The following is a 25,400-nucleotide window of genomic DNA, read 5'->3' on the forward strand; positions in this document are numbered from 1 at the left end:
ATATTCAAACGGCGCGCGGTTGCCAGCTGGTCAGTTCCGCCCATTGCTCGGCCGCGAGATAGATCAGGTCCACCGCGGGGTCTTTCACGTCCGGGTAGCTGTCCGGATCGGCCAGGCCTGCCGCCAAGCGCCGTTTCAGCTCGCCGTAAGCCGCAGCGCTTGCCGGATGGGCGCGCAGATAGTCGCGGAACAGCAGGGCGTAGCGCTGATTGGCCGCGCCCACCCGCCGCACATGGATGTGGACGCGGCGTTCGCCCTCCTGTTCGCGGAAGAAGAACTTGCGCCATTGCTCGCCGACATCGTCGAATCCGGGCGGCAAGTGGTCGCGGTTGAATGGCTTAAGGGCGAAACCGGCATCGCTCAGGCTTTGGGACACGCTCTCATCCAGTTCCGCCACCGTGATCTGAATGTCGATCACATCCTTTGCCGCCAAACCGGGCACCGAGGTGGAGCCGATGTGATCGATGCGCAGGGCCTGGCTTCCCAGCGCGGCGTCCAGCCTCGCAGCGACGGCTTCGAACTCGTCCGCCCAGCGGGCTTGATGCGCGATGATGGTCACCGTTTCAGTCATGCTTGAGCAATTCAGAGAAGTGATGGGCGACGATGTCCATATTCCGGTTCAGGTAGAAACGGTGGGCGCGGTGGCGCTGCACGCCGGAGTCCAGGTGGATTTCGCCGCAGCCTTCGGCCATGGCCAGCTGGCGCAGCCAGGCCATCATCGCCGCGCCGTGGCCGCGTGAACGTATGGTTTCATCGGTGGCGAGGTCGTCGATATACAAGCTCTTGCCGGCGATCAGCGTGCGTTGAAGGCGGAAGCCGGCCACGCAGGCGATGGCATCTCCATCCCGCAGATAAGCCAGTTGATAGCCTTCGGCCATTTGGGCGCGCACGGTTGCGACGAAAGCGTTAGCCTGCAGATGCGGCCGCAGTTGCCGCATCACGGCGAAGCAATGCTCTATGTCCTGATCTTGCCGGGCGAGTTGGATCATCGTTTCTTCCTATCAGATATGGCTGTACATCCAAAAATCGCGCGAGGGGCCGCGCACTTTGCGCTAGCTGCGCAGCAAACCTTCGCGCTGAAAGCCGACGCGTTCCAGCACGCGGATGGAGCGCGCGTTTTCCGGCAATACGGTGGCCTGGATGCGGGCCAGACCGATGTGGCAGTGTCCCCATTGCAGCAAGCAGGCGCAGGCGGCCGTGGCGATGCCGCTGCCCCAGCCGGAGCCTTGCCGGCGCTTCCAGTCATCGGTCAGCTGGCCGGCGTAGCCCCAGTCCTCTGCGCGGATTTCCTGAATCACGATATGGGTATGCTCGGGTTTCTTGCCCAGATGGCGAACCAGTGAATCGGTGATGTCCTTCACCTGCGCGGCTTTTTGTTCGCGGGTGGCGCCAGCCGTGATTTGAACATTGACGTCGGGCATGGTTCAGCCTTTCTGATGTAAATCTATCGCGTAGAAATATTCGGTGGAGCCATCTTTGTTCACGCCGGTCAACTCGCCTATCTTGCGCCAACCAAGGCTGGTGAAGATTTTCTGGCTGGCGACGCACCAGTCCTCGGTAGAGGAAAGCAGCATGCGGCCGCGGGCGGTCTGTTGAATCGCTTCTATCAATTTTCTGCCCAGGCCTCGTCGGCGCGCGGCGGGCGCGACATAGAGGTATGTCAGCAGCGGCTGGCCCAGCAGGCCGACGGGCTGAAAGCTGACATAGGCGACGGGCTCTCCCTTGCGCTCCGCCACCATGCAGCAGGCATCGGCAATTTCCTGCTGTCGGCAGCCGCCCATCTCATCGAAGCGCGCGATCGACGCAAGATCATTTTCATTGGCGAGGCGGATTTTGGCGGTTTGGCCGCAATCGGAAGATTGGGCAGGCATGGCCACTGCGGGAGCCAAGCCGTTTTCCTTGAGCATGTTTTTCGTCTCTTGATGGCTGTCGCCACTGGATTGCAAGGGTCTTTGCTTTTCTTTCGGCGGGCCAGTCGACACCGGCAAAAGTCACTCTTGGGTCCCCGTCCCGTATTTGCTCTTCGCGGCTTGTCTCAGCATGGCGGGGGATGGGCGCATCCCGTTGGAAACCAGAGACGCCAGCTTGCCGCGGCGGGTGGAAAGCAATGGGCGGGGAAGAGTTGCGCGGAGTTGGAATGGCAAATGAATTGCCATGCGAATACTCTCATGTTTTAGAGTTGGATGCTACTGACAGAAATTGACAGTTAAAAAGCGTAGCATGACTGCATGCCGAGACGAGCTCGGCGCTCACTCAAGGAGAACAGTCATGCGATACCCCGATATGGTGATTTTGTACGTGGACCAGCCTTCCCGCAGCGCGGATTTTTACGCCCGATTATTCGACTTGCAGCCTCTGGAGCTGTCTCCCACCTTCGCCATGCTGAAATTCGCGTCCGGCATGCGGTTGGGGCTATGGTCGCGCCATACGGCGGAGCCCGCCGTCGAAATGACCGGCGGCGGCGGAGAGCTGGCGGTGCTGCTTGAGAATTTCGACGCGCTGGAGGCGTGCTATGCCCGCTGGCAGGCCTTGGGGCTGCCCATTCTGCAGGAGATGGCCGATATGGATTTCGGCCGCACTTTCGTGGCGCAGGACCCGGACGGCCACAGGCTGCGCGCTTACGTCGTGACAGAGTGACGCCGGGCCGCGGCGAAGGGCCGGCGAGGAGACGGGGGCTCAGTCTTGGTGGAAACAGCGGCCGCATACGGCGCGGTAACGCGCCTCGCCGCCGATTTCCACTTGCGGGCCTTCCTTCACCCGTTTGCCGGCGCCGTCGATGCGGATATGCATCGTCGCTTTGCGGCCGCAGAGGCAGATGGTCTTGATTTCTTCCACATCGTCGGCCAGCGACAGCAGCCAGGCCGAGCCAGGGAAGGGATGGCCCTGAAAGTCGGTGCGCAGGCCGAAGCAGATCACCGGAATGTTGCGGGAGTGGGCGAGGCGGTGCAGCTGCTGCGCCTGCTCCGGCGTCATGAACTGGGCTTCGTCGATCAGGACGCAGGCGGTGTCGCCGTACTCATGCGCCAGGAAATCGAAACCGGCGTCGAAGGTGTTGGATTCGCGCTGGATGTTGAGGCGGGAGGTGATCATGCCCACGCCGTAGCGGTCGTCGATGGCGCTGGTGTACAACGCCACCTTCTTGTCCATCGATTCGTAGTTGTTGGCGATCTGCAGCAGCTGGGTGCTCTTGCCGCTGTTCATCGCGGCGTATCGGAAAAACAGTTTGGCCATGGTGCTGGGCGCGGAGGACGTTGCCGGGGCGCGCAGCATACCACGGCCGGCGGGCTCAGTAGAAGCTGGCGATCTCCTCCAGCGGTTTCTTGCCGATATTGGGCACCATGCAATCGCTCGCCGGATAGCCGGCCACTAGCAGGATATAGGGTTTCTCGTGGGCGGGGCGCGCCAGCAGCTGGTTGAGGAAGTTCATCGGGCTGGGCGTGTGGGTGAGGGTGGCGAGGCCGGCGTGGTGCAGCGCGGCGATCAGGAAACCGGCGGCGATCGATACCGACTCGGGCACATAGTAGTTCTTGAGCTCGCTGCCGTCGTCCAGCACCGTTTTTTTCTGGCCGAAGATGGCGATCAGATACGGCGCGGTTTCCAGGAAGGGCTTGTCTGCATCGGTGCCCAGCGGCGCCAGCGCGTCCTTCCACTCTTGCGGCGCGCGGTGTGTATAGAATTCGCGCTCCTCGGCTTCCGCGCCTTGCCGTATCTTCCGTTTCAGCTCGGGGTCGCTGACGACGGCGAAATGCCAGGGCTGGTGGTTGGCGCCGGAGGGCGCGGTGCCGGCGGCGCGCAGCGCGTTTTCTATCACTTCGCGGGGAACGGGCTGGCTGGTGAATTCGCGCACGGTCCTGCGGCGGCGGATGTCGGCGTAGAAGGCTCGGGAGCGTTCCACCATTTCCGCTTCCGGATAGCGTTGGTAGGTGCTGAGCGGGACGAAGGCCGGCTGGCCCTGGTTGAACGGCAATCTGCTCATGACGGCTCCTTTGGGTGGGCGTAGCGTTGTCGGGGCATCGGACTGATGGCTTGAGAGCTTATGCGGTTTCCCATGCCGCCGCCGGGTCTGCGAACGAGTGATTTCCTCGCTTTCGCGGCATAGCATGGCATCGGCTTTCGGTTAAATGCAATCGGCATTATGCATTTGAAAAGTCGTTCGTCATGTAGTTTTATTTCAAATAAAGATACTTTATATGGAGCTATGCGCGTTGCGCGATGCAGGCAGGCATGCGCCGGCGATGAACGTAAAAAAAGCGCCCGGGGAGGGCGCTTGGCGTGGCACGGCGGAAAGCTTTACAGATCGCCGCCGGTTTCCAGAATGAAACTGGCCTTGGCGTCCAAGCCCAAATGCCGGACCAGGTAGGGCAGCGTTTCGTTCAGGGTTTGCGGCAGGGTCCACGGCGCGTTGAGGATGAACATGCCGCTGCCGTGCATGCCGAAACCGTCCGCCGACGGGCCTTGCACGTGCAGTTCCGCCCGCAGCCAGCTCTTGGCCGGCAGCTTCTTCAACTCGGGAATCATCTCTTTCATTTCCGCGCGCTGCAGGCAGGGGTACCACACCGCGTAAACGCCGGTGGCGAAGCGTTTCAGGCCTTCTTTCAAGCCGGTGACCACGTTGTGGTAGTCGCGCTTGTCTTCGTAAGGCGGATCAATCAGCACCAGCGCGCGGCGCGGCGGCGGCGGCAGCACGGCCTTGATGCCGTCGAAGCCGTTGGCCTGCTGGATCTGCACCCGGCGGCCGCTGCCGGAAAAGTTCTCCTGCAGGATCTGGGCGTCGCTGGGATGCAATTCGAACAGGCGCAGCTTGTCGCTTTCCGGCATCACGTCGGCGGCGCACCACGGCGAACCGGGGTAGAACTTCAGCTCGCCGTCCGGGTTCATGCGCTTGACCACGTCCACGTAGTTGCGTACGGCTTCGGGCAGATCGTCGCGCTGCCACAGGCGGGCGATGCCGGTTTCAAACTCGGCGTTCTTGGTGGCGTAGCCTTCGGTCAGCGAATAGGCGCCGGCGCCGGCGTGAGTGTCGATATACCAGTAGGGCTTGTCTTTCTGGCCCAGGTAATTCAGCAGCTCGATCTCGATCAGATGCTTGAGCACATCGGCGTGGTTGCCGGCGTGGAAAGCGTGGCGATAGCTGAGCATTGTTCTTGTCTTTCAGATGGTTAATTCGATGCCGGCGGCGCGCGCGGCGTCGGCCCAGTCCAAGCGCGCCAGCAACGCGGTGAAGTTCCGCTCCAGCGGGCAGGCAAGCCGCAGCGGCTCACCGTTGGCCGGGTGGGTCAGCCGCATTTCCACGCAGGCCAGCAGCATGCGGCGGCAGTCCAGCTCGTCGGCGAACATCCGGTTATGGCGGCCTTTGCCGTAGGTGGAGTCGCCAATGATGGGATGGGCGATGTGCTTCAGGTGGCGGCGCAACTGGTGGCGGCGGCCGGTCAGCGGCGCGAGCTCCAGCAAGCTGTAGCGGCTGGAGGGGTATCGTTCCACCATGATGGGCAGCTCGACGCGCGCCAGGGTCCGGTAATCGGTGACGGCCGGTTGCGGCGCGGTTTCCACCTTCTCGCCTATCCATTCCAGGTCGTCCGGGCGGCGGCTGAGCGGGTGGTCGATATGCCCGGCGTCGTCGGCATGGCCGCGGACGACGGCCAGGTAGCGCTTCTCCACCTGCTGGCGCTCGAATTGCCAGGACAATTCGCGGCCGACATCCTTTTCCAGCGCGAACAGCAGCGCGCCCGATGTGCCTTTGTCCAGCCGATGGACAGGGTAGACCCGTCGGCCGATCTGGTCGCGCAGCATCTGGATGGCGAAGCGGGTTTCGTGGCGGTCCAGCTCGGTGCGGTGCACCAGCAGATTGGACGGCTTGTGGATGGCGATCAGCAGATCGTCCCGATACAGTATTTGCAGCATGGAGACAAAGGTTTTGAGCAGGGCGGAATTGTAGGGCTTGCACGCTGCTTTGGATATAGCCTTTATGTTTTGTGTTGGGTCAATCCTATTGAAGATCGTCATGGCGGGCGCGCGATGTCGAATGCGTAATCCAGCGCTGGCGTGGCTTCCGGGCAAATCAATATTTTTAAGTAAAGAAATGTTTGTGACACGGTATTTCAAAGTAGAGAAGAAATGGTTTACAGCCCCGTGAACGCTCATTACAATTCGCCGCGCTCAGAAGAACGACATGGTGGTGTCCGTAGCCGGCTTTCGCGCATTGCGCAAGAGGGGCACGGGCGGCTTTGCCACAGCCAGGGTTGTAGTTCTCCGGTTACATGCCGGTTGCAAGTTTGGTTGCCTCCATTCACGTCCAAGCACTGTTGCACTCGCCGCGTCTGCCTGGGGCCAAGGCGCGTAGACCAACTCACAGTCAAGAGTTATAGAGATGACCATCCAACTGAAACGTATCAGCTTCGCTGTCGCCGCAGCGGTTCTGTCCGCCGCCGCGTGCGCCAAAGACTTCACTCCCGCCGTGATCTACGACTCGGCCGGCAAGTTCGACAAGAGCTTCAGCGAAGCCGCCTACAACGGCGCCGAACGTTTCAAGAAAGACTTCAAGCTCAACTACCGCGAAGGCCAGATTTCTTCCGACGCGCAGAAAGAACAGCTGCTGCGCAAGATGGCCAGCCGCGATACCGACATCGTGGTCGCCGTCGGCTTCAACTTCTCCCAGGCCGTGGAAACCGTGGCCAAGGAATATCCGAAGGTCAAGTTCACGCTGATCGACGCCGTGGCCAAGGGCCCGAACGTGCAGAGCATCGTGTTCAAGGAACAGGAGGGCTCCTTCCTGGTGGGCATGGCCGCCGCGCTGAAATCCAAGACCGGCAAGGTGGGTTATATCGGCGGCATGGACATCCCGATGATCCGCGCCTTCGGCTGCGGCTACGCCCAGGGCGCCAAGCACGCCAACAAGAACGTGGCCGTGCTGCAGAACATGACCGGCACCACCCCGCAGGCCTTCAATGACCCGGCGCGCGGCACCGAGCTGGCCAAGAGCCAGTTCGACCGCGGCGCGGACGTGATCTTCGTCGCCGCCGGCGGCACCGGCCTGGGCGTGCTGCAAGCGGCCAAGAACGCCGGCAAGTTCTCCATCGGCGTGGACAGCAACCAGAATCACCTGTTCCCGGGTTCGGTGCTGACCTCCATGGTTAAAAAAGTGGACGTGGCCGTCTACAACACCTTCAAGGACGCCAAGGACGGCTCCTGGAAGTCCGGCGTGCGCGTGCTGGGCCTGAAGGAACAAGCTGTGGATTGGGCGCTGGACAAGTACAACCGTTCGCTGATCACTCCTGACATGGAGAAGAAGATCAACGAAGCCAAGGCCGAGATCATCAGCGGCAAGATCAAGGTGGTCGACTATCGCGCCAACAACAGCTGCCCGGCGCAATAAGCCAGGCGGTGAATTCCCCGAAGGGGACGACAGCCGCGGTGATTCATCATCGCGGCTGTTTGTTCATGCCGGCGGGGAAGCAAGAATCGAAGAATCGGGAACATATCAAGCATGACCGAGTTTGCCATTGAACTGACAGGCATCAATAAGAGCTTTGGCGCCGTCAAGGCCAACCGCGACGTGACGATGAGCGTGCCGAAGGGAAGCATCCACGGCATCATCGGCGAGAACGGCGCCGGCAAGTCCACGCTGATGAGCATTCTGTACGGCTATTACCAGGCCGACAGCGGCACCATCCGCGTGAACGGCGAGGATGTCCGCATCCGCAACAGCCAGGAAGCCATCCGACTGGGAATCGGCATGGTCCACCAGCACTTCATGCTGGTGGAAACCTTCACTGTGCTGGAAAACATCGTGCTGGGCGCCGAAGGCGGTCGGCTGCTCAAGGGCGGCATGGACCAGGCCCGCGAGCATTTGAAGGAACTGAACAAGAACTACTCGCTGGAAGTGGACCCGGACGCGCGGGTCGGCGACCTGGGCGTAGGCTTGCAGCAGCGGGTGGAAATCCTGAAGGCGCTGTATCGCGGCGCCGACGTGCTGATCCTGGACGAACCCACCGCGGTGCTGACCCCGCAAGAGGCCGACCACCTGTTCCACATCCTGCGTTCGCTGAAGGCGCAGGGCAAGACAGTGATTCTGATCACCCACAAACTGCGCGAGGTGATGGATATCACCGACAACGTCAGCGTGATGCGCGCCGGCACCGTGGTGGACAACGTGCGCACTTGCGACGTGGACAAGGAAAAGCTGGCTGACCTGATGGTGGGCCGCAAAGTGTCGTTGAAGGTGGACAAGGCCGAGTGCCAGGCCGGCGCCGCCGTGCTGGACGTCAAGGGCCTGACCCTGATCGACGAGCGCCAGGTCAAGCTGCTGGACAACTTGAACCTCCAGGTCAAGGCTGGGGAGATCGTCGGCATCGCTGGCGTGTCCGGCAACGGCCAATCCGAATTGCTGGAAGTGCTGGCCGGCATGCGCGATCCGAGCGCCGGCGCCGTCGTCTACAAGGGCGAGGACCTGCTCAAGCTGAAATGCCGGGCCAAGCCGCGCGCCGCCGTTTATCGCCAGCGCGGCATCGGCCATATCCCGGAAGACCGTTCGCGCGAGGGCCTGGTCAAGGCGTTCTCCACCTTCGAGAACGCCATCCTCGGCTACCACGACGACAAGTCGCTGAGCCGCGGTCCGCTGTACTCCCGCAAGAAGCTGGTGGAGCGTACCCGCGACTTCATCGCCCAGTTCGACATCCGCCCGGGCAACCCGTTGCTGCGGGTGGGCCTCTTGTCCGGCGGCAACCAGCAGAAAGTGGTGTTGGCGCGCGAAATCCATGCCAATCCGGACCTGCTGTTGATCGGCCAGCCGACGCGCGGCGTCGACATCGGCGCGATCGAATTCATCCACAAGCGGCTGATCGAGCTGCGGGACGAAGGCAGGGCCATCTTGCTGGTCTCGGTGGAACTTGAGGAAATTCTGGCGCTGGCGGACCGCATCCTGGTGATGGCCGGCGGCCAGATCACCGGCGAAGTGGCGGCGAAGAACGCCGACACCATTTCCCTCGGCTTGCTCATGGGGGGGCACAAGCATTGAAATTCGGACAACCATCCACGCTGCCGCGCTGGGCGCAGCTGACCATCCTGCCGGCGCTGAATCTGCTGGCCGCGCTTCTGGTGACCGGCCTGGTCACCTGGATGATAGGCGAGGACCCATGGGAGTGCCTTAAGCTGCTGATCAGCGGCGCCTTCGGCTACGGCGAGGGCATAGGCTACACGCTGTTCTACACCACCAGCTACATCTTCGCCGGCCTGGCGGTGGCCACCGCCTTCCATGCCGGGCTGTTCAACATCGGCGGCGAAGGCCAGGCCTATCTGGCCGGCCTGGGCGTCACGCTGGTGATGCTGGGCTTCGACCACACCCTGCCGCCCTATGTGCTGATTCCGTTGGCCATGCTGGCGGCGATGGGCTTCGGCGCGGCCTGGGCTTACATCCCGGCCTATCTGCAGGCCAAGCGCGGCAGCCATATCGTGGTGACCACGATCATGTTCAACTTCATCGCCTACTCGTTGATGTTGTACCTGATCAGCCACCAACTGATCGAAGCCGGCTCGCAGAACCCGACCACCCGCCTGTTCGCCGAAAACGGCTGGATTCCGCAAGTCCACGAGGTATTCACTTCGCTGCCCAGTTCGCCGCTGAACCTGTCCTTCGTGTTCGCGCTGCTGGCCGCAGGCCTGTTCTACCTGATCGTCTGGCACAGCCGCTGGGGCTTCACGCTGCGCACTGTCGGCACCAACGAACACGCCGCCGGCTATGCAGGCATGAGCGTCAGCCGCGTGATCATCGTCGCCATGTGCGTGTCCGGCGCGCTGGCGGGGCTGGCCTCGGTCAACGACCTGTTGGGCTCCTCGCACCGCATGAACGTGCTGTTCACCAACGGCGTCGGCTTCGTCGGCATCGCCGTGGCGCTGATGGGCCGCAACCACCCGGTGGGCATCGTCCTGTCCGCGCTGCTGTTCGGCGCGCTGACTCAGGGCGGCTCTGACCTGTCGTTCGAAAAGCCGATGATCACCCGCGAGATGATCCTGTTCATCCAGGGCCTGATCATCCTGTTCTGCGGCGCGCTGGAAAACCTGTTCGAGCCGTTCATCGCCGGCCTGTTCAAGCGCAAGGACAAGTAATATGGAAATGTTTTTCAGCCTCCTCGATTCCACCGTGCGCGTGGCCACGCCGCTGGTGCTGGCCGCGCTGGCCGGCATGTTCTCCGAGCGCTCCGGCGTGGTGGACATCAGCCTGGAAGGCAAGATGCTGGCGGCGGCCTTCGCCTCCGCCGCCGCCGCCTATGTCACCCACAATCCATGGATCGGCCTGTTGGCCGGCATGATGGCCGCGGTGTCGCTGGCCATGGTGCACGCCTTCGTCTCCGTGACTTACAACGGCAACCAGCTGATTTCCGGCATGGCGATCAACACCATCGCCTCCGGCATCACGCCGGTGCTGGCGCTGGCATGGTTCCAGCAGGGCGGCAACACGCCGCAACTGCCGGACGAGGGCCGCTTCCACGAGATCGCGCTGCCGTTCGCCGATGCGTTGCGCGACGTGCCGGTAGTCGGCCTGGTGTACAGCAAGCTGATTTCCGGCCACAGCATTCTGGTCTACATCACGGCCTTCATCGTGATTCCGCTGGTGGCCTGGGTGTTGTACCGGACGCGTTTCGGCCTGCGCCTGCGCGCGGTGGGCGAGAACCCGCACGCGGCCGACACCGCCGGCATCTCCGTGGCCCGCGTGCGCTACACGGCGCTGTTCTGGGGCGGCATGCTCTGCGGCATGGCCGGCACCTATCTGTCCGTCTACCAGACCGGCAGCTTCATCAAGGAAATGACCGCGGGCAAGGGTTTCCTGGCGCTGGCCGCGCTGATTTTCGGCAAATGGCGTCCGGTGCCGGCGGTGATCGGCTGCCTGCTGTTCGCCTTCGCCGACGCGATCCAGATCCGCCTGGAAGGCGTGGCCTTGCCTGTGGTGGGCCAGATCCCGTCGCAGGCGATCGCGGTCATCCCCTATGTGCTGACCGTGCTGCTGCTGGCCGGCTTCGTCGGCCGCGCCCTGGCGCCGAAGGCGATCGGCGTGCCTTTCGTCAAGTCGCGCTGATACGCTTTCCGTTTCATGCCAAGCCCGCCCGCTCAACGCCGGCGGGCTTTTTGCATGGGCGCGCGTGCTATGATGGGGGCTTGTGACGGATGGGTTCGGCCCATCGCAAAACAGGACTGAAATCGCATGCTGAGCTATCAACAGGCGCGGGACTGGCTGCTGGAGCGCGCCAAGCCGCTGAACACCCATCAAGAACTGCCGCTGATGCAAGCGCTGGGCCGCGTGCTGGCCGCGCCGGTGGTCGCCGGCGTGGACGTGCCGCCGCACGACAACAGCGCCATGGACGGCTACGCGCTGCGCTGCGCCGATCTGGCACCGGCGATGGCGGTGTCGCAGCGCGTGCCTGCCGGCAGCGTGCCGACGCCGTTAGAGGCGGGCACCGCGGCGCGCATTTTCACCGGGGCGCCGATTCCGCCGGGAGCGGACGCGGTGATCATGCAGGAGCAGGCGGAAGTGGATGGCGAAGGCCGCGTGGCGTTCAGCGCGCCGCCGAGAGTCGGTCAGAATATCCGCCGCCGCGGAGAAGACATCGCCAAGGGACAATGCATCCTGGAGGCGGGAAAAGTCTTGACCGCCGCCGACCTGGGCCTGGCCGCGTCGATCGGCCTGGCCAGGCTGCCTGTGCTGCCCAAGCTGCGGGTGGCGGCCTTCTTCACCGGCGACGAGCTGGTGGAGCCGGGCCTGCCGCTGGGCGAGGGGCAGATCTACAACTCCAACCGCTATTGGCTGCTGCTGGCCTTGCAGCAATTGGGCTGCGAAGTGGTGGATCTGGGCCATGTCGGCGACGCGCTGGCGCCTACCCGGCAGTTGCTGCGCGACGCGGCGGCGGTGGCCGACGTGGTGATCACCTGCGGCGGCGTGTCGGTCGGCGAGGAGGACCACGTCAAGGCCGCGGTGGAAGCCGAGGGCGAGCTGACGCTGTGGAAAGTGGCGATCAAGCCGGGCAAGCCGCTGGCCTACGGCAAACTGGGCGAGGCCGATTTCATCGGCTTGCCGGGCAACCCGGTGTCCGGCTACGTGACGCTGCAGACGCTGATCAAGCCCTTCCTGTTGAAACGCATGGGCCTGGAGGTGCCGCCGCCGGAGGCGCAGCGGCTGCCGGCGGCCTTCGCCTGGGACAAGCCGGACATGCGCCGCAGCGAGTTTCTGCGGGTGCGCAAAGTCGGCGGGGAGTTGCAGCTGTATCCACAGCAGGGCTCCGGCGTGCTGATGTCCTGCGCCTGGGCGGATGGCCTGGTCTGGCTGCAACCGGGGCAGCTGGTGGCGCCGGGCGACGAACTGGCTTACCTGGAGCTGACGTGAGCCGGATACGTTTCGTCAGCGAGGACGGAACCTTGCTGAGCGAATCGGAAGCCATGGCGGGAGATAATTTATTGGATATCGCCCGCCTTGCCGACGTGCCGCTGCATTGGCGCTGCGGCCAGGGCACTTGCGGCACCTGCAAGGTCAGGATCGCCGGCATGGCTTCGCCGCAGCGGCTGGGCGGCAAGGAGCGCAATGTCTTGCTGCGCGCGGGGGCGATCAGCGCCGAGCTGGCCGCCCGGCCGGAGTGGCACGAATCCGAGCCTTGGCGGCTGGCTTGTCATCTGGCGGTGGAGGACGGCGTGGATTGGCGCGTGCTGTGTCCCGCTTTTTAGCCGAACTGGCGAAAAGGATGGGGCATGTGGCGGATAGGGAGGGCTAGCATGAAGCTGTTTCCTGCAACCCATGGAGCGGCATCATGAAGAGATTGTTGATCTGTTGTGGAGCGGCGCTTGCCCTGTCCTGCGGTTCTGCGTCGGCGGCGAAGTGGACGCTGGGGCCGCAAACTGATTACGTATGCCTGAGCGGGGGCACGGTGAAGCAGATCCAGTATTGCCACAACTGCGCGGCGGCATTGGGCAATCAGGCGAAAGTGCGCTGGACTTTCAAGGAAATGTGCGACGGCAAAGAGGCTGGCAAGCGGGAGGTGCGCGGGGAGTTGGCCTGCAGCGGCAACTACGGCAACGAGACGCAACAGAACCAGAAAATCCGCGCCAACGCCGAATCCAAGCTGCCGCCGGCTACCACGCCCTGCCCATAGGGCAGGGAGGTCGACGACAAGGGGTGCAAGACGAGCGCCCCCTTGTCGTTCCCGTCGGGGCTCAGTTTTGCTCGCCCTCGCAAGCCAATTCTTCATTGTCTTCGCGCTGCAGCCAGTGGCGGAGCATGGTCAGGCTGACAGCAAGCAGCGTGGGCCCGATGAACAGGCCGATCACGCCCCAGGCGATCAAGCCGCCGATCACGCCGAGAAAGATCACTGACAAGGGCATTTGAGCGCCCTGGCTGATCAATAGCGGCTTCAGGATGTTGTCTATGGTGTTGATCAGCAGGAAGCCCCAGACCAGCAGGAACACGCCCAGCCCGGTGTGGCCGGTATAGAACACCCAGCCTGCGGCCGGCAGCCAGACTACCAGCGTCGGCATCTGCGCCACCGCGACGATGAAGCACAAAAAGCCCAGCACCAGCGCGCCGGGCACGCCGGCGATCAACAAGCCGATCACGCACAGAATGGTCTGCGCCAGCGCGGTGCCGACCACGCCGGTGGTGACGCTGCGTATGGTGCGGGCGATCACCTCCGGCAACTCGCCCGCGGTCTCGCCGCCCAGTTTGACCACGATGCGCTCCACCAGGTCCCATAGCTTGTCGCCATTGATCAGCAGCAAGCCGGCCACCACGATGGCGAGCACGATCTCCAGCAGGCTGATGCTCAGATTGGCGCCGCCGGACAGCAGCCACAGCGCTGTCTGGTTCACCGCCGGACGGATTTTCTCGAAGAGACCGGGCAGATCCGCCTGGGTGCTTTGCCACAGTTTTTGCAGGCTGTCGCCGACCAGCGGCAGATTGGCCAACCAGGCTGGCGCGCTAGGCAGGCTCAGGCCGGCGAGATCATGCCCCAGGCTGTTCAGGTGCGGCAAGGTGTCGGCCAGGGTCAGCGCCATCAGTCCGATGGGAATGGCCAGCGCGGCGCCCAGTGCCAGCACGATGAGCAGGGCCGCCAGCTTGTGGCGTCCGCGCAGCCGCTCGCGCAGCCGCCCGTACAACGGCCACGCCGAGATGGCGATGATGGCGGCCCAGGTCAGCGCGCCGAGGAAGGGTTGCAGCACTTTCAGGCAGGAGACCACCAGCAGCGCCAGAATGGCGACGCGGAAGACGCTGAGAATGCTGAGATTGGGAAATCCGTTGACGACGGGCATGGATGCTTCCGTTGAAGGTGGGCGGAACGGCGGCCGGCGCGGCAAGCGCCGGCCGGATACGGCGCTAGTTTGCCACCTTCGCCAGTTCGCGGGCAAATGCGTCGGCGGGCATGTAGCCCACCACGCGATTGGCCTCTCTGGACTGGCTGTCGAACAGAATGATGCCCGGCGGGCCGAATAGTCCGAAACGCTTGAGCAGCGCCTGGTGTTCTGCATTGTTGGCGGTGACGTCGGCGCGCAGCAGCATGAAGCGTCCCATGTCGGCGGCGACTTGCTGTTGCGGGAAAACATCGGCCTCCATTTCCTTGCAAGCCACGCACCAGTCGGCGTAGAAGTCCAGAAGCAACGGCTTGCCGGCCGCCTTGGCCTCGGCAAGCTTGGCGTCGAGCTCGGCGCCGGAGGCGATGGGCTGGAAATGCGGTTGCGCCGCGCCCTCGGCGCTGCTGGCTGCGATCAGCTTCAAGGGGTAGCGAGGATTGTCGGCGCCGGACAAGAGGCCGACCAGCTGCGCGCCGCCCAGCAGGAACAGCAGCAGCCCCAGCGCTTTGCCCAGCCGCGCGCTGGCCTTGCTGCCGCTTTGCAGGCTGTCGAACGCGCCCAGGAACACCGCCGCGCCGATCAGAAGCGCCGCCCACAGCAACATGACCAGCGCGCCAGGCAGGAATGGCGAGGCCAGCCAGATGGCCAGGCCCAGCATGACGACGCCGAACGCCGACTTCACCGCCTTCATCCAGTTGCCGGCGCGCGGCAGCACTTGGCCGCCGAAGGTCCCGATGGCGATCAGCGGCAAGCCCAGGCCCATGGCCATCGCGTACAGCGCCGCGCCGCCCAGGAGCGCGTCGCCGGTGCTGCCGATGTAGCCCAGCGCCAAGGCCAGCGGCGGCGCCACGCAAGGGCCGATGATCAAAGCCGACAGCGCGCCCATCAGGAACACGGTAACGGCTTTGCCGCCGGACAGGCGGTTGGAGGTGTCGGCCAGCCGGGATTGCAGGCTGTTGGGCAACTGGATGGTGAACAGGTCGAACATCGACAGCGCGAACACCACCATCAGCGCGCTGGCGGTCAGCACCACCGCGGGCTGCTGCAGCCATACGGTCAGCAGCGAGCCGGTGAGGCCGGCCACCACGCCTACCGCAGTGTAAGTCAGCGCCAAGCCTTGCACGTAGATCAAGGACAGCAAAAAGCCGCGGCCACGGCTGAGGGTTGCGCCTTGGCCGGCAATCAGCGATGAAACGATGGGCAGCAGCGGGTACATGCAGGCGGTGAACGCCATGCCCAGCCCCGCCAGCAAGAAGGTGCCCAGTGTGGCCAGCCAACCCCTGGCGGCCAACTCGCTGTTACCGGCCGACGCTTTTCCCGGCGAGTCGCCTCCCGTCCAGGCGCTGAGCTTGTTGCCCGCGCCGCCGGCCTCGCCCACTTTCAGCTTGTGGGTGTAGGGCGGGTAGCAGACGCCAGCCTCGGCGCAGCCTTGCAGCTTGACGTTCAATTGGAAATCAGCTGGCGCGCCGGCGGCCAGCGGGATGGTGATCAGCTGTTTGCCGTGGTAAATCTGCTGCTTGCCGAAGTAGGGGTCGTTTTTTTCCTGGGCCGCGGGCATGGCCGGCTTGCCGGCCAGATCGGCGGGAGTGGTGCTGATGCTGATGCGGTCGCGGTACAGGTAGTAGCCCGGGGCGACTTCCAGCGTCAGTTGCAGTTGATCGCCGCTGCGGCTGACCTGGGCGGCGAAGGCCTGCTCCGGCGGGAGCAAGTCTTCCTGATTCACCGCGTGGGCGGGCAGCGCGAATCCCAGGCAGGCGATCACGGCCGCCAGCCAGAGACAGGCTGATCGATAAAGGGAGTGGGGGTATGCTTGCACGTGCAGACTCTTCTTTGCGGTTGGCGATGGAGATGTGACGATGTAAATGGTTTGCGGTTCCGTTTTTATGACGCGTGATGCAATATGCATCAAATCGAGCGAGCCGGCAAACGCCCATCTGTTGCGTGGAATCCGGCAGCGGCTAGTATAGCCGGACGAGCCGCGCGCAGGCAGCGGGCGGCTTATGAAAAATAAGAACGAGGTTATCAAGAGGAGCTATGCGAGAAGCCATACATTTCGCCCATGCCAACAGTTTCCCGGCATCGGTGTACCGCAAGATGCTGGACAAGCTGGCCGAGCGCCGCGACGTGGGCTATCTGGACACGATAGGCCATGACCCGGGTTTTCCGATCACCGACTGCTGGCCTCACCTGGTGGACGAGAGCATCCGCTTCATCGAAGCGCGCTACGCCGGGCCGGTGGTCGGCGTAGGGCATTCGCTGGGCGGCTTTCTGATGTTCTACGCGGCGTTGAAGCGCCCCGATCTGTTTCGCGCCATCATCATCCTGGATTCGCCGCTGATGGGGCCTTCCCGCTCGCTGGGGATTTGGCTGGCCAAGCGCTTCGGCTTCATCCAAAGAGTCACCCCTGGCGGCAATACGCTGCAGCGGCGGGACAATTGGGCGTCGGTGGAGATGGCGCATGATTATTTTGCCCGCAAGCCCAAATTCGCGCGCTTCGATCCGGACTGCCTGGCCGACTACGCGATGCACGGCACGCAAGACGACGGCAGCGGCGGCCGCAGGCTGAAGTTCCGCCCGCAGGTGGAGCACGACATCTACGCGACCCTGCCGCACGACTTTCCCCGCCACCGCGGGCGGTTGAACGTGCCGGCGGCCTTGCTGGCGGGCTCCGGCTCCGATGTGCTGAGCGACCGCGACCTGCGCTTCATGCGCAAGCATTTTTCCGTGATGGTGGACAAGCAGCCCGGCAGCCATCTGTTTCCGCTGGAGAAGCCGCTGGAGACGGCGGCGCGCATCGAGCAATTGCTGGAGCAGCTGGAACGCGGCGGTTGGCGTTGACCATCTGCAAGGCTCAACAATTGATTCGGATGAGTAGCACAGCGCTTGCGGGGGACGGCCATCTCGCGGAAACTAAGGGCATCGATCCCACAGCCAATTTGTCATCGAGAGAGCCTGAAACCAGTGTCTGAAGAACGTCTCAAGCAACACCGCAACGCCATCGACGCCATCGACGTCGAAGTCCTCAAGCTGTTGAACCAGCGCGCCAGCCACGCCCGCGAGATCGGAGAGATCAAGGGCGGCGGGGTGATCTATCGCCCGGAGCGCGAAGCCCAGGTGCTGCGCCGCCTGAAGGATCTGAACCCCGGTCCGCTGCCCAGCGAGTCCGTGGCGCGGCTGTTCCGCGAAGTGATGTCGGAATGCCTGGCGCTGGAAAAGCCGCTGTCCATCGCTTATCTGGGACCGGAGGGCACGTTCAGCCAACTGGCTACGGTCAAGCATTTCGGCCATGCCGCCCGCACCGTGGCCTGTAGCTCGATTGACGAGGCGTTCCGGCTGGTGGAGTCGCGCTCGCTGGATTACGTGGTCGCGCCGGTGGAGAATTCCACCGAGGGCGCGGTGGGGCGCACGCTGGATCTGATGGTGAGCTCCCCGCTGAAAATCTGCGGCGAAGTGGTGCTGCGCATCCATCACCATCTGCTGCGCAAGACGGAAGGCATGGACGGCATACGCCGGGTGTACGCCCACGCCCAGGCGCTGGCCCAGTGCCATGAATGGCTGAACAAGAACCTGCCGGCCGACGTGGAGCGCGTGTCGGTGGCCAGCAACGCCGAGGCCGCGCGCCTGGCGGCAGAGGATGAAACCGCCGCCGCGATCGCCGGGCAGGCCGCCGCCGAGCGCTATGCATTGATGAAGCTGGCGGAAAACGTGGAAGACGAACCCAACAACACCACGCGCTTCCTGGTGCTGGGCCTGCAGGATGTCGGCGCCAGCGGCCAGGACAAGACCTCCATCGTAGTGTCGGCGCCCAATCGTCCCGGCGCGGTCCATCAATTGCTGGAGCCTGTCGCGGCCAACGGCGTGTCGATGAGCAAGTTCGAGTCGCGTCCTTCCCGCGCCGGGCTGTGGGACTATGTGTTCTTCATCGACCTGGAAGGACACCGGCTGGACGACAATGTGCAGAGGGCGCTGGCCGGACTGGGCGAGCGCACCTCCTTCGTCAAGGTGCTGGGCTCCTATCCGATGGCTGTATTGTGAGCGACGGGAAATGAGCCGGGGCCGGATGATTCCGGCCCTTGTTTTTTTGCGAGAAACGGAAATAGAAAATGAAATCGATTTGCCTGTTCTGTGGTTCCAACAAGGGCAGCAAGCCCGAATACGAAGAGGCTGCGCGCGCGTTTGGCCGAGAGTTGGCCGAGCGCGGCATTACCCTGGTATACGGCGCCGGCAAGGTGGGGCTGATGGGCGTGGCAGCCGACGCGGCCTTGCAGGCCGGCGGCAAGGTGATAGGCGTGATTCCCGAGTTCCTGAAGGCCAAGGAAGTGGCCCACCTGGGGCTGACTGAACTGCACGTCACGGAAACCATGCATCAGCGCAAGGCCATGATGGCGCAGCTGTCCGACGGCTTCATCGCGCTGCCGGGCGGCTTCGGCACTTTCGACGAACTATTCGAGATTCTGACCTGGGCGCAGCTGTCGGTGCACAACAAGCCCGTGGGCGTGCTGGATGCCGGCGGGTTTTACCAACCGCTGCGCGCGCTGGTGGAGCATGCCGTGGGGGAGGGCTTCGTGCCGCAAGGCAATATGGATTTGTTCCGCATCGAACAAGACTTGCCGAGCCTGCTTGAGTGGATGGCGCAGTACCAGCCTCGCCATGTGGCCAAGTGGCTGGATCTGGCGCGGACCTAAGCCGCTATGGCGCGCAACGCCAAGCTGTCCGCATGGCAGAGGCTGCGCCGGGCGGCCAGCTGGCCTCTGGCGCTGCTGCTGGCCGCCGTCATTCTGTTCGAAGAGTACGCCTGGGACGAACTGGCGGCTGCCCTGGCCAGGCTGGGCCGTTGGGCCCCCTTCGCCGCGCTGGAGCGCTGGGTGGCGGGACGGCCGCCCAAGGCCGCGCTGGCGCTATTTCTGGCGCCGGCATTAGGCTTGTTGCCGGTCAAGCTGGCCGCGCTGTTCTTGATTGAGCAGGGACATGCCGTGCTCGGATTGGGAGTGATACTGGCGGCCAAGCTGGGCGGTACGGCGCTGGTCGCGTGGCTATTCGCTCTCACTAGGCCGGCGCTGATGTCGGTGCCGTGGTTCGCGCGCTGGCATCAGCGCTTCGCCAGGCTGCGAATCTGGGTGTTCGACCGGCTGCGCAGCTCCCTGCCCTGGCGGTGGGCGAGATTGGCGAAGCTGAGGGCGCGCAGGCTGCTTGCCAAACCGTCGCCGTTCCGGCGACTGGCCCGCCGGCTGGCCAGCCGCTGGCGGAGCGTATCCGGACGAAATGAACACTAAGGAGGAGAAGGAATGATCGTCGTCATGAGCGCGCGCGCGGACGAAACGGAAATCAAGGCCGTGATCGCGCGCATTGAGGATGGCGGGCTGGAGGCCCACGTGTCGCGCGGCATGGAGCGCACGGTGATCGGCGCGGTCGGCGAGGAGCGCGGGCTGGAAGCTGGCGTTTTCGAAGCGATGAATGGCGTGGAGCGCGCGCTGCGCGTGGTCGGCGATTTTCGCATCGTCTCGCGCGAGACGCAGCCTGTCGACGCGCCGGTGAGGATCGGGCGGACGGTATTCGGCGCCAGCGGCGTCGCATGGCTGGGCGGCTGCGCGCAGGATTGGAGCGAGAACGCCCTGCGCGTCGCGGCGCAGGCTGTGCGCGCCGCGGGGGGCGGCCTGCTGTACGCCGGCGGGGGGCGCGGCCATGCCAGCCCATACCATTACCGGGCGCTTGGCGTGGCGGAACTGGAGCGCTTGCAGGAAATCGCCGCAGAGGTAGGGCTGGGCGTCGTCGCCGAACTGCGGGATGTCCGGCTGCTAGACGCGCATCTCGAGGCTCAAACCGAGGCCTTGCTGTTGCCTCCGCAAGCGCTATCCAATGCGGAATTGCTGCGCGAAGTGGGCCGCGTCAACAAAGCCGTCATCTTGCAGCGCGACAATCGCCTGACGTTGGATGAGTGGCTGGCGGCGGCCGAGCACGTGGCGCTGGGCGGCAATCATCAAATCGTGCTGTGTGAGTGCGGCAGACATGACGACGCAGCCGGGCTGGATGTGGGCGAGTTGGCGGCTTTGCGCCGCCGCACCTACTTGCCGGTTATCGTCGCGCCGCAGCAGGCGGTAGGGGCGACTGCTGCGCTGATGCTGGCAAGGGCGGCGTTGATGGCGGGCGCCTGCGGCCTGATGCTGGATTGCCTGGGCTGGGCGAAAGCGGAAGCAGCCAGTTGGCGCGGGGTTCTGTCCGGAACGGTGGGATGACGATACTGCCTGGGCTGCTGCGGGATATTGCATCGTGCCGCGAGTGCGAGGCGTATTTGCCGCGAGGCCCCAGGCCGGTGATCCGCGCGTCGGCCGGTTCGCGAATCCTGATCGCAGGCCAGGCTCCAGGGCGGAAGGTGCATGAAAGCGGCGTGCCCTGGGACGACGCTAGCGGCAAAAGGCTGCGGGAATGGCTGGGCGTGGACGCGTCGAGCTTTTACGATGCGGGCAATTTCGCCATTGTGCCCATGGGTTTTTGCTACCCGGGCACGGGAGCAAACGGCGACTTGCCGCCCAGGCCGGAATGCAGCCGCTTGTGGCATCCGCGCTTATTGTCGTTGCTGGAAAATGTGAAGTTGGTGCTGGCGGTGGGCGGCTACGCCCAGGCGTACCATCTGCCGGAGCGAAAGCGGACCTTGACTGAAACGGTGGCGGCGTGGAGGGAGTACTTGCCGATGGCGATGCCCTTGCCGCACCCCAGCCCCAGAAACCAGATGTGGCTGGCGCGGAATCCGTGGTTCGCAGCGGAATTGCTGCCTGAATTGAAAAAGCGTGTGGCAGGAGCATTGGCGAAGTAAGCGATAGAGGTTTGCTTGTGAATGAGCAAAAACTCTAAAAATGTGGATTTCCATCGTTTCACGGGCGATAATTCGCCCCAGCTCTATGGAGAGACCCGTCACGATGAAGTGTGTTGATGATTTTCGCCTGCAACTTGGCAAGCACGAACTGGTGCCTATCGTAATCGGCGGCATGGGGGTGGACATTTCCACCGCCCAGCTGGCGTTGGAGGCTGCCCGGCTGGGCGGCGTAGGCCATATTTCCGATGCAATGGTGCCCACAGTGGCGGACCGCCGTTTCAATACCAAGTTCGTCAAGAACAAGTTGGCCCAGTACAAGTTCAATGTCGAAAACCAGGATAAGTCGGTTGTCCGTTTCGATCTGGGCATGCTGGAAGAGGCCACCCGTTTGCATGTAGGCAACGCCATGCAGCAGAAGCGCGGTGGTGGCTTGGTGTTCATCAACTGCATGGAAAAGCTGACCATGAACGCGCCCAAGGAAACCTTGCGGGTGCGGATGCGCGCGGCGCTGGATGCCGGCATCGACGGCATCACCTTGGCGGCGGGCCTGCACCTGGGCTCGTTTTCCCTGATCGAAGACCACCCGCGGTTTCATGACGCCAAGCTTGGCATCATCGTGTCATCGCTGCGCGCGCTGCAGCTGTTTCTGAAGAAGAATGGCCGCAGCGGCCGCATGCCGGACTACGTTGTGGTGGAGGGGCCGCTCGCCGGCGGCCATCTTGGTTTCGGCATGGATTGGGCCGAATACGATCTGGCATCCATCTTCACCGAGATTCGCGATTGGCTGAAAGCCGAACAGCTGGACATCCCGCTGATTCCGGCTGGCGGCATTTTCACCGGCGGCGATGCCGCAACATATCTTGAGGCGGGCGCCGGCGCGGTGCAGGTGGCCACCCGCTTCACGGTGACCCGTGAATGCGGCTTGCCGGAAAAGGTGCAGCAGGAGTATTTCAAAGCCAGCGAGGCGGACATCGAGGTCAACCAGCTCTCTCCTACCGGTTACCCGATGCGGATGATCAAGAGCTGCCCGGCCATCGGCGACAGCATCCGGCCGAATTGCGAGGCTTACGGCTATCTGCTGGACGCCAAAGGCGGCTGCTCCTACATCGACGCCTATCACAAGGCGCATGCGGAAAATCCTGGCCAGCGACGGGTGCCGGTCTGGGAAAAGACCTGCTTGTGCACGCATATGCGCAATTTCGATTGCTGGACATGCGGGCATTACACCTACAGATTGAAGGACACCACGCACTTGCGTTCCGATGGCAGTTATCAGCTGCTCAGCGCCGAGCACGTGTTTCATGACTACCAGCACAGCAAGGGCCAGAGCATAGCCTTGCCGCGCAAAGAGGAGTGTCTGCTCGCGGGTTGATTTCCATTGCGAGCAGCACGCACCGGCAGCCTGAGGCCATTGAGCCCAGGCTGCCTTTTTTTGTAACCAGGATTTTGCAATCTCGGGTTGCCACCGCTTTCTTATTTATATAGCATTGAAGGCTTGGCTGTTGCATTGATGCCGGGTGTGCCGCTCGTTTGCGCGCCGCTTACCGCTGCTCTACCATTCTGCGATAGGCTGAATCGGCGGACTGCCGAGGCCGCATTGCACAAGTTGCTGTATATTTCGAAATGATTTCCATTTTCTTGCGAACAAGTAACAAACAATGAGCAAAATCGACACCGACAAGCAGGAAACCGCATCGCAACGCATTCGCTACCGGCTGCAAAGCGCCGGCGCGCGCTTCCACGCCAACGACAATATCTCGGCCTACATCCGGGAGGGGGAGCTGGATGAGCTGCAGAAAGAGGTGGAGGCCAAACTGCGCGGCGTGCTGGAAAGCCTGGTGATCGATACTTCGAATGACCACAATACTCAAGATACCGCCAAGCGGGTGGCCAAAATGTTCGTGCGGGAAGTGTTCCGCGGCCGCTATGTCGACATGCCGCCCAGCACCGAATTCCCCAATGTCGAACGGCTGAACGAGCTGATGATCATCGGTCCGATCACTGTGCGCAGCGCCTGCTCGCATCATCTATGCCCCATCATCGGCCGAGTATGGGTGGGGGTGCTGCCTAATGAGGACTCGAATCTGATTGGCTTGTCCAAATATGCGCGGCTGATCGACTGGGTAATGACCCGTCCGCAAATTCAGGAGGAGGCGGTTTCTCAGATCGCCGATCTGCTGATGCGGAAGTTGCAGCCGGATGGTTTGGCCATCGTGATGGAGGCGGACCACTTCTGCATGCACTGGCGCGGCGTGAAGGACAGCAACAGCAAGATGACCAATAGCGTGATGCGCGGGGCTTTCCTGAACAATCCGGATCTGCGCAAGGAGTTTCTGTCGCTGATGCATAAGTGATCTTCATCTCAATTATTCCCGGCTCAAGACCAACCAGCGGCGCTGCGCCGCGCTCATGAATGGAAGAGGCTATGTTTTCGTATCGCATGATGATTTCCCTGGCGTTGGCAGCATGCCCGACAGCGGCACTGGCCGCGCCCGCGGCGCAGACCTTGCCGTCCGGGGTCAAGATTGAATGGCTGGTCGCCGGCAAGGGCGCCAAGCCGGCGGCCAGCGATACCGTGAAGGTCAACTATCGTGGCACCTTCAAAGATGGAAAGGAGTTTGACAGCTCCGCCAAGAACGGCGGACCGATCAGCTTTCCGCTCAATCGCGTGATTCCATGCTGGACTCAAGGCGTGAGCGCTCTGGCCGTGGGCAGCAAGGCCAAGCTGTATTGCCCGGCCAGCACCGCCTATGGCAGCCGCGGGGTGCCGGGCGTGATTCCGCCGGACACGCCGTTGTATTTCGAAGTGGAGCTGTTGTCCATCCAGAAATAGGCTCGCAGCCAGACATCAAAACAGGCCCGACCATCCGGGCCTGTTTTTTTGCGCGGTTCTTGGTCAGGCTGCGGGGGCGAACAATGCCGCCAGCGGCGCGACGATGCGTTCCAGGTAGTCGGCATCGACCTGGTCGAAGCTGGCCAGATCGGCGGAATCGATGTCAAGCACGGCGGCCACCTTGCCGCCGGCATCCCGGATGGGAACCACCACCTCTGAACGGGCGCTGGAGGAGCAGGCGATATGGCCGGGAAAGGCGTCGACATCCGTCACCAGCAGCGTCTGGTTTTGCGCCCAGGCGCTGCCGCAGACGCCGCGGCCATGCGGAATCCGGGTGCAGGCTATCGGGCCCTGGAAAGGCCCTAGCACCAACTGTTCGCCCTTTACCAAATAGAATCCGGTCCACAGCCAGTTGAAGGTCATGGCCAATGCGGAAGACAGATTTGCCAGCGCGGCGATGAGGTCGGTTTCACCCGCTATCAGCGCGTGGGCTTGCGGCAGCAGGGCTTGGTACTTCTCCTCCTTGCTGCCGGCTTCGATTATCAGATTTTCTGCCATGAGGTATTGCTTGGTCGAGTCTGAGAAGCAGCCAGCATACACAGGAGCGGCGGAAAATAAAACGCCGCCCGGAAGGGCGGCGCGCATGGTGTTGCGGAGCCAGTTGGGAATTACATCATGTGCTGACCGCCATTCATGGCGATATTGCTGCCGGTGAGGAAGCCGGCGTTGTCGGAGCAGAGGAAGGTTACCAGCGCGGCGATTTCCTCAGGTTTGCCTAGGCGGCCGACCGGAATTTGAGCGACGATCTTGTTGCGCACGTCTTCGGGTACGGCCATCACCATCTCGGTGGCGATATAGCCCGGCGAAATGGTGTTGACCGTCACGCCTTTCTTCGCCACTTCCTGCGCCAGGGCCATGGTGAAGCCATGCATGCCGGCCTTGGCCGCGGAGTAGTTGGTCTGGCCGAACTGGCCTTTCTGGCCGTTGATCGACGAGATGTTGATGATGCGGCCGAAACCGTGCTCCAGCATGCCGTCCAGCACCGGCTTGGTCATGTTGAACACGGAGTCGAGATTGGTGCGGATCACTGCATCCCAGTCATCCTTGCTTTGCTTGCGGAAGCTGGCGTCGCGGGTGATGCCGGCGTTGTTGACCAGAATGCTGACCTGACCGATGTCCTTGGCGATGCGGGCGATCACCTCCTGGCAGGCTGCAAAGTCGGTGACGTCGCACTGGAAGCTGTGGATGTCATTGAAGCCAAGGCCTTTCATGTCGGCGTGCCAGGCGGTTTCGCGCCCAGGTTTGCTGTAAGTGGTCACCACGACATGTCCTGCTTCGGCCAAGGCCTTGCAGATGGCGGTTCCGATACCGCCCATGCCGCCGGTCACTAGCGCAATCTTCTTAGTCATGATGCTGGCTCCTCTGTCGGGTTTG

Annotated in this window: 29 protein-coding genes; 17 read left to right on the forward strand and 12 right to left on the reverse strand. The window is 63.2% G+C overall.

Annotated elements, in window-relative coordinates:
- Positions 1-4 precede the first annotated feature (4 nt).
- The 4 genes from DK842_RS18995 to DK842_RS19010 form a co-directional block, all read right to left on the reverse strand.
- Complete coding sequence (locus DK842_RS18995; protein WP_114062862.1) at positions 5-571, reverse strand: GrpB family protein; 567 nt, start codon at positions 569-571, stop codon at positions 5-7.
- Positions 564-989, reverse strand: a complete 426-nt coding sequence (locus DK842_RS19000) for a GNAT family N-acetyltransferase (RefSeq protein ID WP_114062863.1) — start codon at positions 987-989, stop codon at positions 564-566. Before DK842_RS19000 ends, DK842_RS18995 begins: the two co-directional genes overlap by 8 nt.
- Positions 990-1,052: 63 nt before the next feature.
- Positions 1,053-1,421 (reverse strand): GNAT family N-acetyltransferase, encoded by a 369-nt coding sequence (locus DK842_RS19005; RefSeq protein WP_198414578.1) that lies wholly within the window; start codon positions 1,419-1,421, stop codon positions 1,053-1,055.
- 3 nt (positions 1,422-1,424) lie between these two features.
- On the reverse strand, positions 1,425-1,907 hold the full coding sequence (locus tag DK842_RS19010; RefSeq protein WP_145964089.1) for a GNAT family N-acetyltransferase: 483 nt from the start codon (positions 1,905-1,907) through the stop codon (positions 1,425-1,427).
- A 361-nt stretch (positions 1,908-2,268) separates the two neighbouring features.
- Between DK842_RS19010 and DK842_RS19015 the strand changes: the two genes are divergently transcribed.
- Entirely contained in the window at positions 2,269-2,637 is a 369-nt protein-coding gene (locus DK842_RS19015) for a VOC family protein (protein ID WP_114062865.1), read from the forward strand.
- 39 nt (positions 2,638-2,676) lie between these two features.
- On the opposite strand, the gene DK842_RS19020 is transcribed toward DK842_RS19015, so the two are convergent.
- The 4 genes from DK842_RS19020 to DK842_RS19035 all read right to left on the reverse strand — a co-directional run bounded on the left by DK842_RS19020 (position 2,677) and on the right by DK842_RS19035 (position 5,901).
- Positions 2,677-3,231, reverse strand: a complete 555-nt coding sequence (locus DK842_RS19020) for a thymidine kinase (RefSeq protein WP_114063813.1) — start codon at positions 3,229-3,231, stop codon at positions 2,677-2,679.
- Between the two features lie 55 nt (positions 3,232-3,286).
- Positions 3,287-3,976, reverse strand: coding sequence for a nitroreductase family protein (locus tag DK842_RS19025; protein ID WP_114062866.1), 690 nt, complete (start codon positions 3,974-3,976; stop codon positions 3,287-3,289).
- 314 nt (positions 3,977-4,290) lie between these two features.
- A complete protein-coding gene (locus tag DK842_RS19030) occupies positions 4,291-5,139 on the reverse strand; it encodes a 23S rRNA (adenine(2030)-N(6))-methyltransferase RlmJ (protein WP_114062867.1) in 849 nt (282 codons plus the stop codon).
- Positions 5,140-5,151: 12 nt separating this feature from the next.
- Entirely contained in the window at positions 5,152-5,901 is a 750-nt protein-coding gene (locus DK842_RS19035) for a tRNA pseudouridine(65) synthase TruC (RefSeq protein ID WP_114062868.1), read from the reverse strand.
- 466 nt (positions 5,902-6,367) lie between these two features.
- Between DK842_RS19035 and DK842_RS19040 the strand changes: the two genes are divergently transcribed.
- The 7 genes from DK842_RS19040 to DK842_RS19070 all read left to right on the forward strand — a co-directional run bounded on the left by DK842_RS19040 (position 6,368) and on the right by DK842_RS19070 (position 13,130).
- The gene (locus tag DK842_RS19040) at positions 6,368-7,372 is read left to right on the forward strand and encodes a BMP family lipoprotein (protein ID WP_168191720.1); all 1,005 of its coding nucleotides are present in this window, start codon (positions 6,368-6,370) and stop codon (positions 7,370-7,372) included.
- A gap of 111 nt (positions 7,373-7,483) precedes the next feature.
- Positions 7,484-9,013 (forward strand): ABC transporter ATP-binding protein, encoded by a 1,530-nt coding sequence (locus DK842_RS19045; protein ID WP_114062869.1) that lies wholly within the window; start codon positions 7,484-7,486, stop codon positions 9,011-9,013.
- A complete protein-coding gene (locus DK842_RS19050; protein ID WP_168194926.1) occupies positions 9,010-10,101 on the forward strand; it encodes an ABC transporter permease in 1,092 nt (363 codons plus the stop codon). Before DK842_RS19045 ends, DK842_RS19050 begins: the two co-directional genes overlap by 4 nt.
- A gap of 1 nt (position 10,102) precedes the next feature.
- Positions 10,103-11,068 carry an ABC transporter permease gene (locus DK842_RS19055; protein ID WP_114062870.1) on the forward strand — a complete coding sequence of 322 codons (966 nt, stop codon included), beginning with the start codon at positions 10,103-10,105 and terminating at the stop codon, positions 11,066-11,068.
- A gap of 126 nt (positions 11,069-11,194) precedes the next feature.
- The gene (locus tag DK842_RS19060; RefSeq protein WP_114062871.1) at positions 11,195-12,370 is read left to right on the forward strand and encodes a molybdopterin molybdotransferase MoeA; all 1,176 of its coding nucleotides are present in this window, start codon (positions 11,195-11,197) and stop codon (positions 12,368-12,370) included.
- The gene (locus tag DK842_RS19065) at positions 12,367-12,705 is read left to right on the forward strand and encodes a 2Fe-2S iron-sulfur cluster-binding protein (protein ID WP_114062872.1); all 339 of its coding nucleotides are present in this window, start codon (positions 12,367-12,369) and stop codon (positions 12,703-12,705) included. The genes DK842_RS19060 and DK842_RS19065 overlap by 4 nt, the downstream gene beginning before the upstream one ends.
- Positions 12,706-12,788: 83 nt before the next feature.
- Positions 12,789-13,130 carry a hypothetical protein gene (locus DK842_RS19070; RefSeq protein WP_145964090.1) on the forward strand — a complete coding sequence of 114 codons (342 nt, stop codon included), beginning with the start codon at positions 12,789-12,791 and terminating at the stop codon, positions 13,128-13,130.
- Between the two features lie 61 nt (positions 13,131-13,191).
- Here DK842_RS19070 and DK842_RS19075 read toward each other — a convergent pair whose 3' ends face one another.
- Together DK842_RS19075 and DK842_RS19080 are read right to left on the reverse strand one after the other, a co-directional pair.
- Entirely contained in the window at positions 13,192-14,283 is a 1,092-nt protein-coding gene (locus DK842_RS19075) for an AI-2E family transporter (protein ID WP_114062874.1), read from the reverse strand.
- A 64-nt stretch (positions 14,284-14,347) separates the two neighbouring features.
- A complete protein-coding gene (locus tag DK842_RS19080; RefSeq protein ID WP_114062875.1) occupies positions 14,348-16,138 on the reverse strand; it encodes a protein-disulfide reductase DsbD in 1,791 nt (596 codons plus the stop codon).
- 218 nt (positions 16,139-16,356) lie between these two features.
- Here DK842_RS19080 and DK842_RS19085 point away from each other — a divergent pair, with 218 nt between their 5' ends.
- From DK842_RS19085 to DK842_RS19125, 9 genes are all read left to right on the forward strand, one after another.
- Positions 16,357-17,160, forward strand: coding sequence for an alpha/beta fold hydrolase (locus DK842_RS19085; RefSeq protein WP_114062876.1), 804 nt, complete (start codon positions 16,357-16,359; stop codon positions 17,158-17,160).
- A gap of 123 nt (positions 17,161-17,283) precedes the next feature.
- Entirely contained in the window at positions 17,284-18,357 is a 1,074-nt protein-coding gene (pheA, locus tag DK842_RS19090) for a prephenate dehydratase (protein ID WP_114062877.1), read from the forward strand.
- 68 nt (positions 18,358-18,425) lie between these two features.
- Positions 18,426-19,007 (forward strand): LOG family protein, encoded by a 582-nt coding sequence (locus DK842_RS19095; protein WP_114062878.1) that lies wholly within the window; start codon positions 18,426-18,428, stop codon positions 19,005-19,007.
- A 6-nt stretch (positions 19,008-19,013) separates the two neighbouring features.
- Positions 19,014-19,595 carry a hypothetical protein gene (locus DK842_RS19100; protein ID WP_198414579.1) on the forward strand — a complete coding sequence of 194 codons (582 nt, stop codon included), beginning with the start codon at positions 19,014-19,016 and terminating at the stop codon, positions 19,593-19,595.
- Positions 19,596-19,607: 12 nt separating this feature from the next.
- Complete coding sequence (locus tag DK842_RS19105) at positions 19,608-20,555, forward strand: 3-deoxy-7-phosphoheptulonate synthase (RefSeq protein WP_114062879.1); 948 nt, start codon at positions 19,608-19,610, stop codon at positions 20,553-20,555.
- Positions 20,552-21,133: a uracil-DNA glycosylase family protein gene (locus tag DK842_RS19110; RefSeq protein ID WP_114062880.1), complete on the forward strand. Its 582-nt coding sequence runs from the start codon at positions 20,552-20,554 to the stop codon at positions 21,131-21,133. Before DK842_RS19105 ends, DK842_RS19110 begins: the two co-directional genes overlap by 4 nt.
- A gap of 103 nt (positions 21,134-21,236) precedes the next feature.
- The gene (locus tag DK842_RS19115; RefSeq protein ID WP_114062881.1) at positions 21,237-22,505 is read left to right on the forward strand and encodes a nitronate monooxygenase; all 1,269 of its coding nucleotides are present in this window, start codon (positions 21,237-21,239) and stop codon (positions 22,503-22,505) included.
- A gap of 286 nt (positions 22,506-22,791) precedes the next feature.
- Positions 22,792-23,487, forward strand: coding sequence for a GTP cyclohydrolase I (gene folE, locus DK842_RS19120; RefSeq protein WP_114062882.1), 696 nt, complete (start codon positions 22,792-22,794; stop codon positions 23,485-23,487).
- 71 nt (positions 23,488-23,558) lie between these two features.
- On the forward strand, positions 23,559-23,966 hold the full coding sequence (locus DK842_RS19125) for an FKBP-type peptidyl-prolyl cis-trans isomerase (protein ID WP_114062883.1): 408 nt from the start codon (positions 23,559-23,561) through the stop codon (positions 23,964-23,966).
- Positions 23,967-24,029: 63 nt separating this feature from the next.
- Here the strand turns inward: DK842_RS19125 and DK842_RS19130 are convergent, their stop codons facing one another.
- Both DK842_RS19130 and phbB read right to left on the reverse strand, forming a co-directional pair.
- Positions 24,030-24,524: a GAF domain-containing protein gene (locus DK842_RS19130; protein WP_114062884.1), complete on the reverse strand. Its 495-nt coding sequence runs from the start codon at positions 24,522-24,524 to the stop codon at positions 24,030-24,032.
- 110 nt (positions 24,525-24,634) lie between these two features.
- Positions 24,635-25,375 carry an acetoacetyl-CoA reductase gene (gene phbB / locus DK842_RS19135; RefSeq protein WP_114062885.1) on the reverse strand — a complete coding sequence of 247 codons (741 nt, stop codon included), beginning with the start codon at positions 25,373-25,375 and terminating at the stop codon, positions 24,635-24,637.
- Between the last annotated feature and the right edge of the window lie 25 nt (positions 25,376-25,400).

It is taken from the genome of Chromobacterium phragmitis (assembly GCF_003325475.1).
GTDB classification, from domain to species: Bacteria; Pseudomonadota; Gammaproteobacteria; order Burkholderiales; family Chromobacteriaceae; genus Chromobacterium; species Chromobacterium phragmitis.

What these genes read in the sequence shown, in the direction of transcription:
- DK842_RS19055 (WP_114062870.1), top strand. Translation starts at nt 10,103, where the DNA reads ATGGAAATGTTTTTCAGCCTCCTCGATTCCACCGTGCGCGTGGCCACG.
- DK842_RS19000 (WP_114062863.1), bottom strand. Translation starts at nt 989, where the DNA reads ATGATCCAACTCGCCCGGCAAGATCAGGACATAGAGCATTGCTTCGCC.
- DK842_RS18995 (WP_114062862.1), bottom strand. Translation starts at nt 571, where the DNA reads ATGACTGAAACGGTGACCATCATCGCGCATCAAGCCCGCTGGGCGGAC.
- DK842_RS19070 (WP_145964090.1), top strand. Translation starts at nt 12,789, where the DNA reads ATGAAGAGATTGTTGATCTGTTGTGGAGCGGCGCTTGCCCTGTCCTGC.
- folE (WP_114062882.1), top strand. Translation starts at nt 22,792, where the DNA reads ATGAGCAAAATCGACACCGACAAGCAGGAAACCGCATCGCAACGCATT.
- DK842_RS19015 (WP_114062865.1), top strand. Translation starts at nt 2,269, where the DNA reads ATGCGATACCCCGATATGGTGATTTTGTACGTGGACCAGCCTTCCCGC.
- DK842_RS19030 (WP_114062867.1), bottom strand. Translation starts at nt 5,139, where the DNA reads ATGCTCAGCTATCGCCACGCTTTCCACGCCGGCAACCACGCCGATGTG.
- DK842_RS19110 (WP_114062880.1), top strand. Translation starts at nt 20,552, where the DNA reads ATGACGATACTGCCTGGGCTGCTGCGGGATATTGCATCGTGCCGCGAG.
- DK842_RS19085 (WP_114062876.1), top strand. Translation starts at nt 16,357, where the DNA reads ATGCGAGAAGCCATACATTTCGCCCATGCCAACAGTTTCCCGGCATCG.
- DK842_RS19020 (WP_114063813.1), bottom strand. Translation starts at nt 3,231, where the DNA reads ATGGCCAAACTGTTTTTCCGATACGCCGCGATGAACAGCGGCAAGAGC.
- DK842_RS19095 (WP_114062878.1), top strand. Translation starts at nt 18,426, where the DNA reads ATGAAATCGATTTGCCTGTTCTGTGGTTCCAACAAGGGCAGCAAGCCC.
- DK842_RS19115 (WP_114062881.1), top strand. Translation starts at nt 21,237, where the DNA reads ATGAAGTGTGTTGATGATTTTCGCCTGCAACTTGGCAAGCACGAACTG.
- phbB (WP_114062885.1), bottom strand. Translation starts at nt 25,375, where the DNA reads ATGACTAAGAAGATTGCGCTAGTGACCGGCGGCATGGGCGGTATCGGA.
- DK842_RS19005 (WP_198414578.1), bottom strand. Translation starts at nt 1,421, where the DNA reads ATGCCCGACGTCAATGTTCAAATCACGGCTGGCGCCACCCGCGAACAA.
- DK842_RS19040 (WP_168191720.1), top strand. Translation starts at nt 6,368, where the DNA reads ATGACCATCCAACTGAAACGTATCAGCTTCGCTGTCGCCGCAGCGGTT.
- DK842_RS19060 (WP_114062871.1), top strand. Translation starts at nt 11,195, where the DNA reads ATGCTGAGCTATCAACAGGCGCGGGACTGGCTGCTGGAGCGCGCCAAG.
- DK842_RS19010 (WP_145964089.1), bottom strand. Translation starts at nt 1,907, where the DNA reads ATGCTCAAGGAAAACGGCTTGGCTCCCGCAGTGGCCATGCCTGCCCAA.
- DK842_RS19025 (WP_114062866.1), bottom strand. Translation starts at nt 3,976, where the DNA reads ATGAGCAGATTGCCGTTCAACCAGGGCCAGCCGGCCTTCGTCCCGCTC.
- DK842_RS19125 (WP_114062883.1), top strand. Translation starts at nt 23,559, where the DNA reads ATGTTTTCGTATCGCATGATGATTTCCCTGGCGTTGGCAGCATGCCCG.
- DK842_RS19075 (WP_114062874.1), bottom strand. Translation starts at nt 14,283, where the DNA reads ATGCCCGTCGTCAACGGATTTCCCAATCTCAGCATTCTCAGCGTCTTC.
- DK842_RS19100 (WP_198414579.1), top strand. Translation starts at nt 19,014, where the DNA reads ATGGCGCGCAACGCCAAGCTGTCCGCATGGCAGAGGCTGCGCCGGGCG.
- DK842_RS19035 (WP_114062868.1), bottom strand. Translation starts at nt 5,901, where the DNA reads ATGCTGCAAATACTGTATCGGGACGATCTGCTGATCGCCATCCACAAG.
- DK842_RS19045 (WP_114062869.1), top strand. Translation starts at nt 7,484, where the DNA reads ATGACCGAGTTTGCCATTGAACTGACAGGCATCAATAAGAGCTTTGGC.
- DK842_RS19130 (WP_114062884.1), bottom strand. Translation starts at nt 24,524, where the DNA reads ATGGCAGAAAATCTGATAATCGAAGCCGGCAGCAAGGAGGAGAAGTAC.
- DK842_RS19105 (WP_114062879.1), top strand. Translation starts at nt 19,608, where the DNA reads ATGATCGTCGTCATGAGCGCGCGCGCGGACGAAACGGAAATCAAGGCC.